The organism is Bradyrhizobium sp. SUTN9-2, assembly GCF_003122645.1.
Classification (GTDB): Bacteria; Pseudomonadota; Alphaproteobacteria; order Rhizobiales; family Xanthobacteraceae; genus Bradyrhizobium; species Bradyrhizobium yuanmingense.
Genome location: NZ_LAXE01000001.1, coordinates 1,324,337 through 1,341,352 on the forward strand (window position 1 = coordinate 1,324,337; position 17,016 = coordinate 1,341,352).

Sequence of the window (17,016 nt, forward strand, 5' to 3'; positions counted from 1 at the left end):
TTCCGATGTGGAAGGGCCGCCTGTCCGGGGCCATCATGGCCAGCGCCGCGGCATGTGTCACGCTGCTTTCGCTTGCGTTTGCGAGCGCGCCGGCGCTTGCCCAGACGGCGTTCGACCGGCCCGGCGGCGACTATTTCAGTATGCCCGTCACCTCCGGCGATCCCGAGGATTGCGCGCTGCTGTGCGAGCGCGATCGCCGTTGCCGCTCCTGGAGCTTCAACTATCCCGATGTCGAAGGCGGCTCGGCCGTGTGCTGGCTGAAGAACACCGTGCCGGCCCGCGTGCCGGGTAGCTGCTGTATCTCCGGGGTGCGCGGCGCCGGCGTGATCGAGCCGCGCGTCGAAGGCGTCGAGACGTCGATCGACCGTCCCGGCGGCGACTTGCGCAATTTCGAGCTCAAGGACGGCGAAAGCGTCGAGGCCTGCAAGGCCGCCTGCACCGCCGACAACAAATGCCGCGCCTTCACCTATGCCCGCCCCGGCTACACCGGGCGCGAGGCGCGCTGCTTCCTGAAGAAGGAAATCAAGCCGCCGCGAAGGAAGGCGGGGTTCACGTCGGGCGTGGTGCGGTAGCATCCATACTCGTGCCCCGGACGCCATCAGCGCGTTTACGCGCGTCTTCGACGCGCTATGGCGGCGCTTCTTCAGCGCCGCACTGCAGAGACGGGACGCGTGAGGCACCTCACTCCGCCGCGATCACCGTGATCTCCGGCCACAGCGCTTTCCAGCGCTTAGCCTTCGCTTCGTAGTTCGCCGCGGAAAAATTCGGTCCTGGATTTGGCCGCGCGATCAGTGCCGCAATGTCGTCAAACCCGCGCGGTGCGTAGACCTCGTGGCCATCGCTTGCGCGCCTGACGCCGACCTGCGTGTTCTGCGTGAGGAAGCGGTCGATGCCTTCCCTCGAGCTTCTCAGCGGCGGATAGGGCAGGCCGTGCTTGGCCGGGTACCACATGTGCACGCGGGCCTGGTTGCGGACCTCGATCTTGGCGCCGAGATGCGCGAGGCGCGTATGGAGGGTGCGGATCACCGCGTCCTCGGCCTCCCACGATGTGTCGGCGTCGAAATAGAACACGTCGTAATCGGCGATGCCGTGGTCGATCGGGCGCCCCGTGACCACGTTCCACACCGTCTGCACCAGGCACCCCGACACCAGCCACGCATCCGGTAGTGCAAGCCGGTGCAGCTCGTCGGCGATCGCGGCGTTGACCGGATTGCGTAAGGCGAGCGCGAGGAATTCGTCCTTGCTCACCTGCGACCGGTCAGTGCACGGCGGTGAAGAACCGCGACAGCCTGAATCCGGACAGCCAGGTCCATACCGGCTGGCTGCGCATGCCGAGGTCCCAGGAGCCGACCACGGCGTCCGCACGGCCGATCAGATTATCGATCGGCAGCAGGCCGACGCCGCCGGAGCGCAGCGGCACGCGGCTATCGGCGGAATTGTCGCGGTTGTCGCCGAGCACGAACAGATGCCCGGCCGGGACCGTCACCTCGGGCGTGTTGTCGAGCGGACCGCTGTCGCGCATTTTGAAGATCAGATGCGAGACGCCGTTCGGCAGCGTCTCGACATAGCGATAGGCGGGCTCGCTGCCGCCACGGTCGTTCTCGGCGGCACCGATGCCGTCGGGCTTCAGCTCGGCCGGACGGTCGTTGATGAAGAGCTGGCCCTGCCGCATCTGGATGCGGTCGCCGGGCAGACCCACGACACGCTTGACCCAGGCCTGCGAACGATCGCCGGGCCAGCGGAAGACGACGACGTCGCCGAGCTTCGGCGTCTCCGCGAACACGCGGCCGCTTTCCGGCAGGCTGATCTGGATCGGCAGCGACGAGGTGCCGTAGCCATAGGGGAATTTCGAGGCGAGCAGCGCATCACCGATCAGGAGCGTCGGCTCCATCGAGCCCGACGGCACGTAGAACGGCTCGGCGAGCGCACCCTTGGCGATGAAGACCGCGGCGACGATGCCGGCGAGCTGAGCGATCTGTCCGCCCCAGCCGCTGCTTTTGCGCTTGGGGCTGACCGTGACCTTGTCTTCAACGCTCATGCGCCGGTTCCACCCACGGTGATGCGTTCCATCAGCAGCGACGGCTGGCCGACGCCGACAGGCACGCCCTGGCCGTTCTTGCCGCAGGTGCCGATGCCGGTGTCGAGCGCGAGGTCGTTGCCGATCATGCGGATGCGATGCAGGTCGGTCGGTCCGTTGCCGATCAGCATGGCGCCTTTCAGGGGCGCCCCGATCTTGCCGTTCTCGATCTTGTAGGCCTCGGTGCACTGGAACACGTATTTGCCCGAGGTGATGTCGACCTGTCCGCCGCCGAAATTCGCGGCGAACACGCCGTTCTTCACCGAGGCGATGATCTCGGCCGGATCGCGGTCGCCGGCGAGCATGTAGGTGTTGGTCATGCGCGGCATCGGCACATGGGCATAACCCTGGCGACGGCCGTTGCCGGTCGGCTTCATGTTCATCAGCCGCGCGTTCTGGCGGTCCTGCATGTAGCCGACCAGGATGCCGTCCTCGATCAGCACGGTGCGATTGGTGGGCGTGCCCTCGTCGTCGATCGACAGCGAGCCGCGGCGCGAGGCGATGGTGCCGTCGTCGACCACGGTGACGCCCTTGGCCGCGACCTGCTGGCCCATCAGGCCCGCAAAAGCAGATGTCTTCTTGCGATTGAAGTCGCCCTCGAGGCCATGGCCCACCGCTTCATGCAGCATCACGCCGGGCCAGCCGGCGCCGAGCACGACGTCCATCTCGCCGGCGGGCGCCGGAATCGATTCCAGATTGACCAGCGCCTCGCGCAGCGCGCCGTCGGCGGCCTCGCGCCAATTCCTGCTCTCGATGAACTCGGCATAGCCGGCGCGGCCGCCATAGCCCTTGCTGCCGCTCTCCTGCCGGTCGCCCTGGCCGGCGACCACGGAGATGTTGACGCGCACCAGCGGACGGATGTCGCGATAGCTCTCTCCGTCGGGCCGCAGGATCTCGACGACCTGCCAGGTCGCGCCGAGACTGACGCTGACCTGCCGCACCCGTGGATCCTTGTCGCGCAGGTAAGCGTCGATCTCGGCGAGCAGTTTTACTTTTGTCTCGAAGCCTGGGGCATCCAGGGGATTGTCGTCGCCATAGAGGCGGACATTGGTATGCGGCGGCGGCGCCGAGAAGCTGCCGGAGTAGCCGCCGCGCACGGCGGCAACCGCGTCCGCCGCGCGAATCAGCGCCGGCAGCGACACGTCGGAGGAATGCGCATAGCCGACCGCATCATCCTTGACGGCGCGCAGGCCAAAACCCTGCGAGGTGTCGTAGGTCGCCTGCTTCAGCCGCCCATTGTCGAACATGAGAGCTTCGGTCTGGCTGTATTCCAGGAACAGCTCGCCGTCGTCGGCGCCGGAAAGCCCACGCGCGACCTCGCTGCGAACCTGGTCGCGATCGAGATTGGCACGGTCGAGCAGGGAGGTCGTGGCAGGATTGGTCATGCGTCCGTCCATTAGCCGGGGATGTGGGGCAAGATAATGGTTTCGGATCGGTTCCGCGAGAGCGCGAAGCCTCACATTACGGAAACAAAAGGATTGTCAAGGTTAGCCGCTGCTACGGCAGCTTGTCATAGCCCTCACCCAGTCCGTTCAGGCTGAGCGGGAAGCCGATGCCTTCTTCCGGCGTCTCGAAGATGATGAAGGTCGCGGTCTTGGCGCTGCGGAGCTGGCCGAGCAGCTTGTCTTCCAGCACGACCTCGGCGACGCAGCCATTGGGCAGGCAGCGGACGAAGCCGGCGCGGCCGACGTCCTGGTTGTCGAGCTTGAGCCCGAGGCCGGAGGGCAAGAGGACCCCGAGCGGAGCGACCACGCGCATCAGCCGGCTCTTCTGGTCGGCGGTCTTGAGCACGATCACGGTCAGGCCGGCATTGGAGCGGTCTTCGGCCACCACGCTCTGGATCAGGGCGCATTGCTCGGTCTGGGCGCCGGGCGGGGTGTCGCAGCGGATCTGCCAGTCGCCATGGACGGAGCGCACCGCGCCCTGCGCATGGGCGAGCCCCGGCAGCGCCAGCAGGACCATCGCAGCCACGAGGCCGGCGAGCGCCGGGAGGCCGTTCGCCGGCCTTGCCATCGATCTCGAAAGCCCCATCGGGTCGGTCCCTCTGCTCGCCTGGGTTGCTCGCGCTTGGCGGACTGATCTGGCGGACTGATACGGAATGACGGCGTCTTGAAGGCGATTCCCAAGCAAATTCCGCGCCGCCCACACCGCCATTGCCCGCACGAATCAGGCTGCCGCGTGGCAGTCTTCCAGTGCCTACCGCGGGCAATTCCGCTGTCAAGCCGCAGCGTCCCGGGAAACGGTATTTTTGTCTGATCTTGCTGGGAAATATCTTGCCGGTGATGGCTGGCAGGCGGGGCTCAAGACTGCATTGCGATAGATCAAGAATTATGGTTTGAGAGGCTTGATTTCGCGTTCTAGCGATCTGGCCCCAATTCCTCTTAGAGGTATTCTTGCGTGGCGGTTTGTCGGACTGGCGGATCGAATAAGCGTTTCCCGCAAGCAGGGGAATGCACGTGGGGTGATCTCGGAAGGGGAGCGCGAACGACATGAGGATGTCGATGGGTCGGGTGGGCCGGCAATTGCTGGGATTGGCCACCATCGCCTTGGTGGCGACTGGAGTCACGCTGGCGACGGGTGGTGCGGCCTTGGCCGAGCTCGGGCAGCCGGCGCCGTGGGAGTGGACGCTTCAGCAGTCCGGTTCCCCGGTGATGGACAACATCGTCTGGTTCCATAACTTCCTCTTCGTGCTGATCACTCTGATCACGCTGTTCGTCCTGGCGCTGCTCGTGATCGTGGTCGTCAAGTTCAACGCGAAGGCCAATCCGGTGCCGTCGCGGACCACCCACAACACGCTGATCGAGGTGGCTTGGACGCTCGTCCCGGTGCTGATCCTGGTCGGCATTTCGGTGCCGTCGTTCCGGCTGCTGTTCCTGGAGCTCGACATTCCGAAAGCGGACCTGACCGTGAAGGCGACCGGCAAGCAGTGGTACTGGTCCTATGCCTATCCGGATAACGGCAAGTTCGAATTCGATTCGCTGATGGCGCAGGACAAGCAGCCCCGTCTGCTCGGCGTCGACAACGAGATGGTGGTGCCGGTCAACAAGGTGATTCGCGTCCAGACCACGGGTGCGGACGTCATCCATGCGTTCGCGCTGCCGGCTTTCGGCGTCAAGATCGACGCCATTCCCGGCCGTCTGAACGAGACCTGGTTCAAGGCTACCAAGACCGGCATGTACTACGGTCAGTGCTCGGAACTGTGCGGCAAGGATCACGCCTTCATGCCGATTGCGATCCGCGTGGTGAGCGACCAGGAGTTCGCCTCCTGGGTCGAGACGGCGAAGAAGAAATTTGCGAGCGGCGGCACCAGCACCTACGCCTCCGCGGCCGGCCCGACGCAGTAAGCGCCGGGGGCGGCCTGAGGGACTGAAAGCGATAAGGGTGGGACCTCCAAAGGTCCGAATGGGACGCAAGGCAGGATTTGAAAATGGCAACGAGCGCAGCGGCACACGGCGATCACGCGCATCATGACGAGCATGCCCATCCGACCGGATGGCGGCGCTACGTCTATTCGACCAATCACAAGGACATCGGCACGATGTACCTGATCTTCGCGGTCGTCGCCGGCATCATCGGTGCGGCGATGTCGATCGCGATCCGGGCCGAGTTGATGTATCCGGGCGTGCAGGTCTTCCACGAGGCCCATACCTACAACGTGTTCGTGACCTCGCACGGCCTGATCATGATCTTCTTCATGGTCATGCCCGCGATGATCGGCGGCTTCGGCAACTGGTTCGTGCCGCTGATGATCGGCGCGCCAGACATGGCGTTCCCGCGCATGAACAACATCTCGTTCTGGCTGCTGCCGGCATCGTTCGCGCTGCTCTTGATGTCGACCTTCGTCGAGGGCGAGCCGGGCTCCAACGGCGTCGGGGCGGGTTGGACCATCTACGCGCCGCTGTCGACCTCGGGCCATCCCGGCCCGGCGGTTGACTTCGCGATCCTGTCGCTGCACCTCGCCGGTGCTTCCTCGATCCTGGGCGCGATCAACTTCATCACCACCATCTTCAACATGCGCGCGCCGGGCATGACCCTGCACAAGATGCCGCTGTTCGTGTGGTCGATCCTGGTGACGGTGTTCCTGCTGCTGTTGTCACTGCCGGTGCTCGCCGGTGCGATCACCATGCTGCTCACCGACCGCAATTTCGGCACGACGTTCTTCGCCCCCGACGGCGGCGGCGACCCCGTGCTGTTCCAGCATCTGTTCTGGTTCTTCGGTCACCCCGAGGTCTACATCCTGATCCTGCCCGGCTTCGGCATGATCAGCCAGATCGTCTCGACCTTCTCGCGCAAGCCCGTGTTCGGCTATCTCGGCATGGCCTATGCCATGGTCGCGATCGGCGGCATCGGCTTCGTGGTGTGGGCGCACCACATGTACACGGTCGGCATGTCCTCGGCGACGCAGGCCTATTTCGTCGCCGCCACGATGGTCATCGCGGTTCCGACCGGCGTGAAGATCTTCTCCTGGATCGCCACGATGTGGGGCGGCTCGATCGAATTCCGCGCGCCGATGATCTGGGCGGTGGGCTTCATCTTCCTGTTCACGGTCGGCGGCGTGACCGGCGTCGTGCTGGCGAACGCGGGTGTCGATCGCGTGCTCCAGGAGACGTACTACGTCGTCGCCCACTTCCACTACGTGCTGTCGCTCGGCGCGGTATTCGCGATCTTCGCCGGCTGGTACTACTGGTTTCCGAAGATGTCGGGCTACATGTACAATGAGGGCCTTGCCAAGCTGCACTTCTGGGTCACCTTCGTCGGCGTCAACCTGGTGTTTTTCCCGCAGCACTTCCTCGGCCTGTCCGGCATGCCGCGCCGCTACATCGACTATCCCGATGCGTTCGCGGGCTGGAACCTGGTCTCGTCGGTCGGCTCATACATCTCCGGCTTCGGCGTGCTTATCTTCCTCTACTGCGTGCTGGACGCCTTCATGAAGAGGGTGCCGGCAGGCGACAATCCCTGGGGTGCCGGCGCGACCACGCTGGAGTGGACGCTGTCCTCGCCGCCGCCCTTCCATCAGTTCGAAGTGCTGCCCCGCGTGCAGTAACCAATCCCCCGCGGCGCCCGTGACGGGCGCCGCGGCGCTGTAACGAAGCGAGTAGATCTAAGTGTCCGTCCTCGACAACAACGCCATCGACATCAATCCCCACATCTCCGAAGCGGAGGTTGGCGATTATCTCGCATTGCTCAAGCCGCGGGTGATGTCGTTGGTGATCTTCACTGCGCTGGTCGGGATGGCGATGGCCCCGGGGCATTTCCACCCGGTGCTGGCGATCACCTCGCTGCTCTGCATTGCCGTCGGCGCCGGTGCCTCCGGGGCGCTCAACATGGCGCTCGAAGGCGACATCGACGCCAAGATGTCGCGCACGGCGAACCGGCCGATCCCGCGCGGCCGCATCACCCGCCCCGAGGCGATGGCGTTCGGCATGACGCTCGCCTTCTTCTCGGTGATGACGCTCGGCATCCTCGTCAACTGGATCGCGGGTGCGCTGCTCGCCTTCACCATCTTCTTCTACGTCGTGATCTACACGATGTGGCTGAAGCGCTGGACCGCGCAGAACATCGTGATCGGCGGCGCCGCCGGTGCGCTGCCGCCGGTGGTGGCCTGGGCCTCGGTGACGGGCACGGTCGATGTCGAGCCGCTGCTGCTGTTCGCCATCATCTTCTTCTGGACCCCGCCGCATTTCTGGGCGCTGGCGCTGTTCCGCTCCGACGACTACGCGCGCGCCGGCATTCCGATGCTGCCGAACGTCGCCGGTCCCGACGCCACGCGTCTGCAGATCCTGCTCTACACCATCGTGCTGATCGCGGTCGCCGCCGCGCCCTGGGCGCTCGGCTATTTCGATGCCGTCTACGGCGTGGTCTCGCTGATTCTCGGTGCCGGCATGCTGGTGCTCGCCATCAACGTCTATCTGCGCCGCGAGCGCAGCCAGTCGCTGCGCGCGACCCGCAAGCTGTTTGCCTTCTCGATCCTGTACCTGTTCGCGCTGTTTGCGACCCTGCTGGCCGAGGTCGTGTACCGGGCGCTTGCTCCGATGGTTGGGGGCGCATGATCACCGCGATGGCCGACAAACCCGAGCCGGAAGGAATCGTCCTCACCGAGGCGCAGCGGAAGAGCCGTCGTCAGCGCTCCATCGCGATCGCTTTGGCGCTCGGCGTGCTCGTGGTGCTGTTCTTCGCCGTCACCATGGTCAAGGGGCCGGCCGTGCTCGTGCGGCCGATGTAGGAAATATGGATCACGAGCCCACCATATCGCAGGACGTCAGCGCCAAGCCGGGCCATCGCAACCTGGGCAAGGGCCGCGGGCTGGGGCGCGATGTGGTGGTCGCGTCCATCTGCGGCGGCGTGGTCGCGCTGATGGTCGGCGCCTCCTACGCGGCGGTGCCGTTCTACAATTGGTTCTGCCGCGCCACCGGATTCAACGGCACGACGCAGGTGGCGACCTCTGCGCCGGCCACGGGCCCGATCGCGCGGAAGATCTCGGTGCGCTTCGATTCCAACGTCGCGCCCGGCCTGCCCTGGAAGTTCGAGCCGGAGCAGAGCGAGATCGAGGTCAATATCGGCCAGGTCGTGACCGTCTTCTACACCGTGACCAACCAGGCGGCGCGCGCCACCGCGGGCCAGGCCGCCTATAACGTCGCGCCCCTGACGGTCGGCGCCTATTTCCAGAAGATCAACTGCTTCTGCTTCACCGAGCAGACCATGGCACCCGGTGAGAAGCGCGAGATGCCGGTCGTGTTCTACGTCGACCCGTCGATCGCCGCCGACCACGAGAACGACGGGCTGAGCACGATCACGCTGTCCTACACGTTCTATCCGGTGCGCGATCCCGTGGTGAAACCGCTGGCATCGGGCGAAGCCGACAAGCGCAAGGGAAATCTTTGACCGCAGGGCTCACGCGCAGGCGGTTGGACGCAAGGGGATAAGTGCCGGACAGGCACGGGATTGAGGAGAGAGACGGAAATGGCCACGGCGCACACCAAGCATCACGACTATCACCTGGTCGATCCCTCTCCCTGGCCGGCGGTCGGCTCGCTCTCGGCCTTCATCATGGCGGTCGGCGCGGTCGCCTGGATGCACCACATGTTCTCGGCGGCGCCGATCGTATTCGGCGTCGGCACCGTGGGCGTGCTCTACACCATGGCGAGCTGGTGGGCCGACGTGATCAAGGAGGCCCAGTACAAGGGCGATCACACCCGGGTCGTGCAGCTGCATCACCGCTACGGCATGATCCTGTTCATCGCCTCCGAGGTGATGTTCTTCGTCGCCTGGTTCTGGGCCTATTTCAACGCGGCGCTGTTTCCGGCCGATGCCGTCCACGCCACCCGCGATGCGGTGTTCGGTTGCGGCCTCGGCACGCAGCCCGGCGCCTGCGCGGTCCCGGGCACCTGGCCGCCGAAGGGCATCGAGACCTTCGATCCCTGGCATCTGCCGCTGCTGAACACGCTGATCCTGCTCACGTCAGGCACCACCGTCACCTGGGCGCACCATGCGCTGCTCGAGAACGACCGCCAGGGCCTGAAGTATGGCCTGATCCTCACCGTCGTCCTCGGCGCGCTCTTCACCTGCGTGCAGGCCTATGAGTACGCCCACGCGGCGTTCTCCTTCGGTGGCAACGTCTACGGCGCGACGTTCTTCATGGCGACCGGATTCCACGGCTTCCATGTGCTGGTCGGCACCATCTTCCTGCTGGTGTGCCTGTTCCGCGCCTATGCCGGTCACTTCACGCCGAAGCAGCATCTCGGCTTCGAGTTCGCGGCCTGGTACTGGCACTTCGTCGACGTGGTCTGGCTGTTCCTGTTCCTCTGCATCTACGTCTGGGGACGCGGCGCCGAGACCATGGCCAGCGCCGCGCACTGAGCCCGATCGAACCGATCAGAAAGGGCGGCCGCAGGGCCGCCCTTTCGCTTTCCGGCCGCCGGAAGTTTCGTCGGAAACTGTGATAGAGTCCGCCATCATGAACGACAGTGCCGGCACACCCCCGTCCGAAACCACCGTCCTGCAAAGCGCGCTGCGTGGGCTTGCCTGCAAATGCCCGCGCTGCGGCCAGGGCAAGCTTTATGCGGGCTTTCTGACGCTCGCGCCCGCATGCGACCGTTGCGGGCTCGACTATGCCTTCATCGATACCGGCGACGGCCCGGCGATCTTCATCATCATGCTGGCCGGCGGCATCGTCGTCGCGTGCGCCCTCATCGTCGAAGTCAAATACCAGCCGCCATATTGGCTGCATGCGGTGCTCTGGCTGCCGCTCATCCTCGCCACCACGCTGTTGCCGCTGCGCTCGATGAAGTCGTTGCTGATCGCGCTGCAATTCCACCACAAGGCGGCGCCGGGCCGGTTGGTCGATCGCGCGAAATGAATGAGCCTGCGTCGCGCAAGGCCCCCGTGGCCGGCTTCGCGCTATTCACGCTGTTCCTCACGGCTGTGTTCGTGGCGCTCGGTGTCTGGCAGCTGCAGCGCCGCACCGCCAAGCACGAGTTGATTGCGGCGCTCACCGAGCGGCTTGCGGCCGCGCCGGTTGCGCTGCCGCCGTCCGCGCAATGGGTCGCGCTCAATCCCGCCCGCGACGAATTCCGCCGCGTCAGCTTCACCGCGACCTACGCAGCCCTCCCCGATGCAATGGTCTATTCCTCCGGCTCGGCGGTGCGCAAGGACGCCTCCGGCCCCGGCACCTGGGCGTTCCTGCCGGCGCGGCTTCCCGGCGGCGAGATGGTCGTGATCGACGCGGGTTTCGTCGAGAACACGATGCAGGACCGCGGCGTCGAGGATCGCGCGGTGAACAAGCTTATCACGGGCCAACCGGTTGAGCTCACCGGCTATCTGCGCTTTCCCGAGGCGCCAAGCTGGCTGACTCCGGCGGAGAATCGCGGCAAGCGGCTCTGGTTCGTGCGCGATCATCTGGCAATCGCAAGCGTGCTGGGCTGGGGCACGGTTGCGCCGTTCTATATCGATCTCGAACGGCCCGCGCCGGCGAACGGCATCCCGCGTCCGGGACCGCTCCAGGTGAATCTCAAGGACGACCATCTGCAATATGCAATCACCTGGTTCACGCTTGCAGGCGCCGTGCTCATCGCCTTCGGCGTGTGGGCAAGAGGCCGGCGGCAGAGCTGAGCTCATTGGCAGGTCCATCGAGGGAACCCGGTATCGCCCGGGGTTTATTATTCAGCGCATATTCACGAGGGTGGTTCTAAGCCGCCAATATTGTCCGCGGCAGATTGGGTGCGGCGTGAGTGATTTCGACCAGATGGGAATTATCGTCGACTGGGTGGATGCCTGCCGTAAGGGCGACCTCACAGCCCTGCTCGACCTCTATGCCGACGACGCGCAGCTCGAATGCACCTGCGACGGCGCGCGGCGCTTTCGTGGCCGGAGCGAGATCGAGGCCTATTGGCAGCCGCGGCTCAGCGCCTTCTCCTCGGCGGGGTTCGGGCTGGAAGAGATCAATCCCGCGCCCCACGGCGTCCACCTCGAATATTCCGTCGCCGGCGCGCTGCGCATTCAGGCCTCGTTCCGCTTCAGCCCGGATGGCAAGATCCGCAGCACGCTGTGCGAACCGGCGCGACAGAATGCGCATGATGGTTGCGCCTGCTGAATTAGCCTGGTGACGGAACGTCCCGCATCGTCTCCGCCGGAAGGCGGCAGCGCACGTAGGTTCGGTCATCCACGCGCAACAGCGATAGCGATCCGCTGAGCGCGCGCACGCGCTCATGCATGCCGGTCAGGCCCCGGCCGAAGACGTTGTCCGCAGGGAAACCGCCGCCATCGTCGGAGATCTCGACGACGAGCGTCTTGTCGGCAACCGTCGCCTGCACATGTGCGTTGCCCGCGTTGGCATGTCGCAGCACGTTGGTCAGTGCCTCCTGGATCACTCGATAGACGGTCTGCGCCAGCGGTCCGCCGATTGCGCTGAGATCGCGATCGATCGCATCCGTCAGCACGATATGAGGTGCCTGCTTGCGAAAATTCCGGAGCAGCGTTTGCACGCTGCTCGAAAGGCCGAGCTCTTCGATATAGAGCGGCCGCAGCCGGTCCAGGATGCGGCGGTTGGTCTGCTGCAGGGCCTCGACCGATTGCAGCAGGTCCTGTGCCGAATTGCCGAGATGTCCCGTTGGCTCGGAGGCATCGGTCAGCGCGATCGTGCCGGCGCGGATGCTGAAGAGGAGGGGCCCGAGCTCGTCGTGCAGTTCGCGGGCGAGATCGCGCCGCTCGTCATCCTGCAGCGACACCAGGCGGTGCATCAGATAGCGATTGTCCTGGCTGAGTTGCGCCAGTGTCGCTGCCAGCGCATTGGCTTCCTCGCAGCTCTGCCGGATCTCCGGCGGTCCTCCGACCGGGATCGGCCTTGCGTAGTCGCCGCGCCGAATCCGCGTAAGACCGTCGCCGAGATGTTGCAGGGGGCGCAGGGCCGAACCGGCGAAGACATAGGCAACGGTGCCGGTGAGCACCATCAGGACAGCGACCAGGCTGGTCAGCGCAAGGAAGCCGATCCACTTCTCGAACAAGTCGGCCGATATGTCCGGGAAGAACACGATATCGCCGACATGTCTGCCGTCTATGACGATCGGAAACGCCGCTTCCATCTCTGGTATGGTGATGAGGTTGACGAACCATTGCGGAACCTTCTTCAGGTTGCGCAAGTCTTTCGGAGAAGGCGGGGGACCTCCGTCCATGCGGCGGAATTGAATATCCGTGGAGGCGTCCAAGGACTGAACAAATGCATCGAGGGTCTTTTGCGGATTGTCCGATGCGCGCAGGGTGCTGTTGAGCGCGGCGGCGATGGTCTGGATCGAGCGTCGAGCCGGCTCGTGTTCATCAGCTACCTGACCTGGTGCAAATATCCGCAGTAATATGCCGCCCAGGATCAGGGCTGCGAGAAGGCTCGCGCCGAGCGGGAGAAACAATTGCGTTCGGAACGAAAGTCGTCGCCACATTAGGTCAATTCTAACGCGTATCGGCCGGATTTGCTCTTTCCATTTATTCCCGGCGGGCTATGAGTCGAAAAACAAGAGAGTGCGCGATGCAAGATACCGCCAAGCTGGCGACGAGGGTCCTGATCGTCGACGACCATCCCGTGGTGCTGTCCGGCTGCCGCACCCTGTTCGCATCCGACCATTCAATCCGCATTGACGAGGCGAGCGATGCCAAATCCGGGCATCGCGCCTATGTCAGCAAGCGGCCCGACGTCACCGTGATCGACATCAGTCTGCCCGACGTCTCCGGGTTCGAGCTGATGCGGCGCATCCGCAAGGACGACCCCGACGCCAAGATCATCATGTTCAGCATGAACGACGATCCGGCGTTCGTCGTGCGGGCCGTCGAGCTCGGGGCGCAGGGCTATGTCTCCAAAGGCGACGATCCCAGGATCCTGCTCAAAGCGGTGCGCAAGGTGGTCGCGGGTGACAACTTCATCTCGCCGCAGCTTGCGGAAGCCGTGACGTTTTCCGGCGCGGCGATCAAGGCCAACCCCGCGTCACAGATGACGCCGCGGGAGCTCGAAATTCTTCGCTTGCTCGGACGCGGCGACAAGATCGTCGAGGTCGCCGAGGCGCTCGGCATCTCCTACAAGACGGTCGCCAACACCACGTCCCTGCTCAAGCAGAAGCTTGGCGCCAAGAACCATTCCGACCTGATCCGGATCGCAGTGGAAATCGGAATGAACTGACTTTCGCCATCGACCGAACCGGCTGCTCCGGGATGCAGCGGTTCGGCCGACGGATCGACGCCGCCGTTGGCCGGGCAATGCATTGGACAACGGGCTGACACCCATCCGCCGACACAATGGGCCGAGGCTGTATTCGTTCCCGCGACTGATTCGGGAAAAAGCGGAATTCAGGGTCAGGATCACGGCCGGGGCTTGGCTGCAACTGCCAAAAGCGAACCAGAGCCGGATCGGGAAGAATAGGAACATTTTCGACACGCGCGGGGTTTTGGACTTGACGATTTCATGACAGGCGACGAAAGCTTGCCGGAACAGTTTTGAGGGCTCGGCGACCCCGACGAGGCAACTGGTCTGCACACAACGACAGGCCTTCCAAGAGAAGGGCTGCGGCAATGCCGCAGCCCTTTTTCATTGGGCGAGGGGTACGCCGGAAGCGGTTTCCCGATGCCGCAAAACACTCTATGGTGGTTCAAAGCCACCGGCTGTTGACAAGTAATTACGTAAAATCAAAGGCTTAAGGGTCGAGCTCCGGCCCGGCCGCCTTTGGAGGGCAGTTTGACTCGCTATATCTCGACCCGGGGCGAAGCCCCCGAACTCGGCTTTTGTGACGTGATGCTGACCGGGCTTGCCCGCGACGGCGGCCTGTATGTGCCGGCGGTGTGGCCACAGCTTCCGAGCGAGACGATCGCCGGCTTCTTCGGCCGCCCCTATTGGGAGGTCGCGGTCGACGTGATTCGTCCCTTCGCCGGTGGCGAGATTTCCGACGCCGAGCTCGGGCGCATGGCGAACGAGGCCTATGCCACCTTCCGCCATCCTGCGGTGGTGCCGCTGCGCCAGATGTCCCCGCACCAGTTCGTGCTGGAGCTGTTCCACGGTCCGACGCTCGCCTTCAAGGACGTGGCGATGCAGCTGATCTCGCGGCTGATGGACCATGTGCTAGAAAAGCGCGGCCAGCGCACCACCATCGTGGTCGCGACGTCAGGCGATACCGGCGGCGCCGCGGTCGAAGCCTTTGCGGGCCTCGAGAACGTCGATCTAATCGTGCTGTTTCCGCACGGCCGCATCTCCGAGGTGCAGCGGCGGATGATGACCACGACGGGCGCGGCCAACGTCCATGCGCTCGCCATCGAGGGCACCTTCGACGACTGCCAGGCGCTCGTGAAGGGAATGTTCAACAACCATCGCTTCCGCGATGCGACCTCGCTCTCCGGCGTCAATTCCATCAACTGGGCGCGCATCGTCGCGCAGGTGGTCTACTATTTCACCTCTGCCGTCGCGGTCGGTGCTCCGGCGCGCGCGGTCGATTTCGTCGTTCCGACGGGCAATTTCGGCGACATCTTCGCCGGCTACGTCGCCAAGCGCATGGGGCTGCCGGTGCGCACCCTGCGCATCGCCGCCAACGTCAACGACATCCTGGCGCGCACGCTGAAGACCGGCATCTACGAGGTGCGTGAGGTGCACGCGACGGCATCGCCGTCGATGGACATCCAGATCTCCTCGAACTTCGAACGGCTGCTGTTCGAGGCCGGCCGGCGCGATGCCGACGGCGTGCGCCGCCTGATGGAACAGCTGAAGCAGTCCGGCCGCTTCGTGCTGCCCGATGCGACACTCGCCGCGATCCGCGAGGAGTTCGATGCCGGGCGCGCCGACGAGACCGAGACTGCGGCTGCGATCCGCGCCGCCTGGCGCGAAGCAGGCGAGCTGGTCGATCCTCATACCGCCGTGGCGCTCGCCGTCGCGGACCGCGACACCACCGATACGAAGGTGCCGAGCATCGTGCTCTCCACCGCCCATCCGGCCAAGTTCCCCGACGCCGTCGAGGCGGCTTGCGGCCAGCGGCCGCAACTGCCGGCCTGGCTCGACGGCCTGATGACCAAATCCGAACACATGAGGGTGATGAAGAACGATCAGGTCGAGCTCGAGCGGTTCGTGCTGTCCGCCAGCCGCGCCGCAAAGCAGGGAGTTGCCGGATGAGCGTCGAGATGTCCAAGCTTGCCTCCGGCCTCACCGTCGTCACCGACGAGATGCCCCACCTCGAGACGGCGGCGCTCGGCGTCTGGGCCGGCGTCGGCGGACGCGACGAGAAGCCGAACGAGCACGGCATCTCGCATCTGTTGGAACACATGGCGTTCAAGGGCACGACCAGGCGCTCCTCGCGCGAGATCGTCGAGGAGATCGAGGCGGTCGGCGGCGACCTCAATGCCGGCACCTCGACCGAGACCACGTCCTATTACGCGCGGGTGCTAAAGGCCGACGTGCCGCTCGCGCTCGACGTGCTCGCCGACATCCTCGCCAATCCGGCCTTTGAGCCCGACGAGCTGGAGCGCGAGAAGAACGTCATCGTGCAGGAGATCGGTGCCGCGCAGGACACGCCCGATGACGTCGTGTTCGAGCATCTGAACGAGCTCTGCTATCCCGACCAGCCGATGGGCCGTTCGCTGCTCGGCACCGCCAAGACGCTGCGCGCCTTCAACCGCGACATGCTGCGTGGCTATCTGTCGACGCATTATCGCGGGCCCGACATGGTGGTGGCCGCGGCCGGGGCGGTCGACCACGGTCAGGTCGTCGCCGAGGTCGAAAAGCGTTTTGCGAGCTTCGAGGGGACGCCCGGGCCGAAGCCGCAGGCCGCTCGGTTCGGCCAGGGCGGCGCCAAGGTGGTGCATCGCGAGCTCGAGCAGGCGCATCTGACGCTGGCGCTCGAGGGGGTGCCGCAGACCGATCCTTCGCTGTTCTCGCTGCAGGTCTTCACCAATGTCCTTGGCGGCGGAATGTCGTCGCGCCTGTTCCAGGAGGTGCGCGAGAAGCGCGGCCTCTGCTACTCTATCTACACCTTCCACGCCCCCTACACCGATACCGGCTTTTTCGGCCTCTATACCGGCACCGATCCCGCCGACGCGCCGGAGATGATGGAGGTCGTGGTCGACATCATGAACGAATCGGTGGAGACGCTGACCGACGCCGAGATCGCCCGAGCCAAGGCACAGATGAAGGCGGGGTTGCTGATGGCGCTGGAGAGCTGCTCCTCCCGCGCCGAGCAGCTCGCCCGGCATGTGCTGGCCTACGGGCGGCCGCAGACAGTGCAGGAACTGGTTGCCCGGATCGACGCCGTCAGCATCGAATCGACCCGGGACGCGGCCCGTGCGCTGCTGTCGCGCAGCCGGCCTGCGGTCGTCGCATTGGGCAGCGGCAGGGGTCTGGACACGGCGGTGTCTTTTGCGGAAGGATTGACACGGGCGCGCGCCAAGGCGCGGCTGCATTAGGAGCCGCGTGCGGGCCTCGCCCC

General features: G+C 65.1%; 18 protein-coding genes. 13 read left to right on the top strand and 5 right to left on the bottom strand.

Features of this window, described 5'->3' with window-relative positions:
• Window positions 1-5: 5 nt before the first annotated feature.
• Entirely contained in the window at window positions 6-572 is a 567-nt protein-coding gene (locus XF30_RS06190; protein WP_109142207.1) for a PAN domain-containing protein, read from the top strand.
• A gap of 109 nt (window positions 573-681) precedes the next feature.
• Here XF30_RS06190 and XF30_RS06195 read toward each other — a convergent pair whose 3' ends face one another.
• The 4 genes from XF30_RS06195 to XF30_RS06210 form a co-directional block, all read right to left on the bottom strand.
• On the bottom strand, window positions 682-1,248 hold the full coding sequence (locus XF30_RS06195) for a nucleotidyltransferase family protein (protein ID WP_109142208.1): 567 nt from the start codon (window positions 1,246-1,248) through the stop codon (window positions 682-684).
• 10 nt (window positions 1,249-1,258) lie between these two features.
• On the bottom strand, window positions 1,259-2,038 hold the full coding sequence (gene lepB, locus XF30_RS06200; RefSeq protein ID WP_109142209.1) for a signal peptidase I: 780 nt from the start codon (window positions 2,036-2,038) through the stop codon (window positions 1,259-1,261).
• On the bottom strand, window positions 2,035-3,462 hold the full coding sequence (gene tldD / locus XF30_RS06205; protein WP_109145594.1) for a metalloprotease TldD: 1,428 nt from the start codon (window positions 3,460-3,462) through the stop codon (window positions 2,035-2,037). The genes lepB and tldD overlap by 4 nt, the downstream gene beginning before the upstream one ends.
• 112 nt (window positions 3,463-3,574) lie before the next feature.
• A complete protein-coding gene (locus tag XF30_RS06210) occupies window positions 3,575-4,108 on the bottom strand; it encodes an invasion associated locus B family protein (protein WP_035996576.1) in 534 nt (177 codons plus the stop codon).
• Window positions 4,109-4,566: 458 nt separating this feature from the next.
• On the opposite strand from XF30_RS06210, the gene coxB reads away from it, so the two are divergent.
• The 9 genes from coxB to XF30_RS06255 all read left to right on the top strand — a co-directional run bounded on the left by coxB (window position 4,567) and on the right by XF30_RS06255 (window position 11,666).
• Window positions 4,567-5,421: a cytochrome c oxidase subunit II gene (coxB, locus tag XF30_RS06215; RefSeq protein WP_035996579.1), complete on the top strand. Its 855-nt coding sequence runs from the start codon at window positions 4,567-4,569 to the stop codon at window positions 5,419-5,421.
• A gap of 83 nt (window positions 5,422-5,504) precedes the next feature.
• Window positions 5,505-7,121 (top strand): cytochrome c oxidase subunit I, encoded by a 1,617-nt coding sequence (gene ctaD / locus XF30_RS06220; RefSeq protein ID WP_035996582.1) that lies wholly within the window; start codon window positions 5,505-5,507, stop codon window positions 7,119-7,121.
• A gap of 61 nt (window positions 7,122-7,182) precedes the next feature.
• Window positions 7,183-8,127 (top strand): heme o synthase, encoded by a 945-nt coding sequence (locus XF30_RS06225; RefSeq protein WP_109142210.1) that lies wholly within the window; start codon window positions 7,183-7,185, stop codon window positions 8,125-8,127.
• Entirely contained in the window at window positions 8,124-8,300 is a 177-nt protein-coding gene (locus XF30_RS06230) for a cytochrome c oxidase system small membrane protein (RefSeq protein ID WP_035996586.1), read from the top strand. The genes XF30_RS06225 and XF30_RS06230 overlap by 4 nt, the downstream gene beginning before the upstream one ends.
• A 5-nt stretch (window positions 8,301-8,305) precedes the next feature.
• Complete coding sequence (locus tag XF30_RS06235; RefSeq protein ID WP_109142211.1) at window positions 8,306-8,959, top strand: cytochrome c oxidase assembly protein; 654 nt, start codon at window positions 8,306-8,308, stop codon at window positions 8,957-8,959.
• Window positions 8,960-9,037: 78 nt separating this feature from the next.
• On the top strand, window positions 9,038-9,934 hold the full coding sequence (locus XF30_RS06240; RefSeq protein ID WP_035996590.1) for a cytochrome c oxidase subunit 3: 897 nt from the start codon (window positions 9,038-9,040) through the stop codon (window positions 9,932-9,934).
• Window positions 9,935-10,031: 97 nt separating this feature from the next.
• Entirely contained in the window at window positions 10,032-10,433 is a 402-nt protein-coding gene (locus XF30_RS06245) for a DUF983 domain-containing protein (RefSeq protein WP_035996593.1), read from the top strand.
• A complete protein-coding gene (locus XF30_RS06250; RefSeq protein WP_035996596.1) occupies window positions 10,430-11,185 on the top strand; it encodes an SURF1 family protein in 756 nt (251 codons plus the stop codon). The genes XF30_RS06245 and XF30_RS06250 overlap by 4 nt, the downstream gene beginning before the upstream one ends.
• 115 nt (window positions 11,186-11,300) lie before the next feature.
• Complete coding sequence (locus tag XF30_RS06255) at window positions 11,301-11,666, top strand: nuclear transport factor 2 family protein (protein ID WP_035996598.1); 366 nt, start codon at window positions 11,301-11,303, stop codon at window positions 11,664-11,666.
• Between the two features lies 1 nt (window position 11,667).
• Here XF30_RS06255 and XF30_RS06260 read toward each other — a convergent pair whose 3' ends face one another.
• Entirely contained in the window at window positions 11,668-13,005 is a 1,338-nt protein-coding gene (locus XF30_RS06260) for a histidine kinase (protein ID WP_109142212.1), read from the bottom strand.
• Between the two features lie 86 nt (window positions 13,006-13,091).
• On the opposite strand from XF30_RS06260, the gene XF30_RS06265 reads away from it, so the two are divergent.
• The 3 genes from XF30_RS06265 to XF30_RS06280 all read left to right on the top strand — a co-directional run bounded on the left by XF30_RS06265 (window position 13,092) and on the right by XF30_RS06280 (window position 16,993).
• Window positions 13,092-13,736 (top strand): response regulator transcription factor, encoded by a 645-nt coding sequence (locus XF30_RS06265; RefSeq protein ID WP_028178165.1) that lies wholly within the window; start codon window positions 13,092-13,094, stop codon window positions 13,734-13,736.
• A 552-nt stretch (window positions 13,737-14,288) separates the two neighbouring features.
• Window positions 14,289-15,707 carry a threonine synthase gene (gene thrC / locus XF30_RS06275; protein WP_192893051.1) on the top strand — a complete coding sequence of 473 codons (1,419 nt, stop codon included), beginning with the start codon at window positions 14,289-14,291 and terminating at the stop codon, window positions 15,705-15,707.
• Window positions 15,704-16,993, top strand: a complete 1,290-nt coding sequence (locus tag XF30_RS06280) for a M16 family metallopeptidase (protein WP_036040217.1) — start codon at window positions 15,704-15,706, stop codon at window positions 16,991-16,993. Before thrC ends, XF30_RS06280 begins: the two co-directional genes overlap by 4 nt.
• The last annotated feature ends 23 nt before the right edge of the window (window positions 16,994-17,016 follow it).

Excerpts from the sequence above, each read along its gene's own strand:
- XF30_RS06190 (WP_109142207.1), top strand. The coding sequence starts at position 6 with ATGTGGAAGGGCCGCCTGTCCGGGGCCATCATGGCCAGCGCCGCGGCA.
- lepB (WP_109142209.1), bottom strand. The coding sequence starts at position 2,038 with ATGAGCGTTGAAGACAAGGTCACGGTCAGCCCCAAGCGCAAAAGCAGC.
- tldD (WP_109145594.1), bottom strand. The coding sequence starts at position 3,462 with ATGACCAATCCTGCCACGACCTCCCTGCTCGACCGTGCCAATCTCGAT.
- XF30_RS06210 (WP_035996576.1), bottom strand. The coding sequence starts at position 4,108 with ATGGGGCTTTCGAGATCGATGGCAAGGCCGGCGAACGGCCTCCCGGCG.
- coxB (WP_035996579.1), top strand. The coding sequence starts at position 4,567 with ATGAGGATGTCGATGGGTCGGGTGGGCCGGCAATTGCTGGGATTGGCC.
- ctaD (WP_035996582.1), top strand. The coding sequence starts at position 5,505 with ATGGCAACGAGCGCAGCGGCACACGGCGATCACGCGCATCATGACGAG.
- XF30_RS06230 (WP_035996586.1), top strand. The coding sequence starts at position 8,124 with ATGATCACCGCGATGGCCGACAAACCCGAGCCGGAAGGAATCGTCCTC.
- XF30_RS06235 (WP_109142211.1), top strand. The coding sequence starts at position 8,306 with ATGGATCACGAGCCCACCATATCGCAGGACGTCAGCGCCAAGCCGGGC.
- XF30_RS06240 (WP_035996590.1), top strand. The coding sequence starts at position 9,038 with ATGGCCACGGCGCACACCAAGCATCACGACTATCACCTGGTCGATCCC.
- XF30_RS06245 (WP_035996593.1), top strand. The coding sequence starts at position 10,032 with ATGAACGACAGTGCCGGCACACCCCCGTCCGAAACCACCGTCCTGCAA.
- XF30_RS06250 (WP_035996596.1), top strand. The coding sequence starts at position 10,430 with ATGAATGAGCCTGCGTCGCGCAAGGCCCCCGTGGCCGGCTTCGCGCTA.
- XF30_RS06260 (WP_109142212.1), bottom strand. The coding sequence starts at position 13,005 with ATGTGGCGACGACTTTCGTTCCGAACGCAATTGTTTCTCCCGCTCGGC.
- XF30_RS06265 (WP_028178165.1), top strand. The coding sequence starts at position 13,092 with ATGCAAGATACCGCCAAGCTGGCGACGAGGGTCCTGATCGTCGACGAC.
- XF30_RS06280 (WP_036040217.1), top strand. The coding sequence starts at position 15,704 with ATGAGCGTCGAGATGTCCAAGCTTGCCTCCGGCCTCACCGTCGTCACC.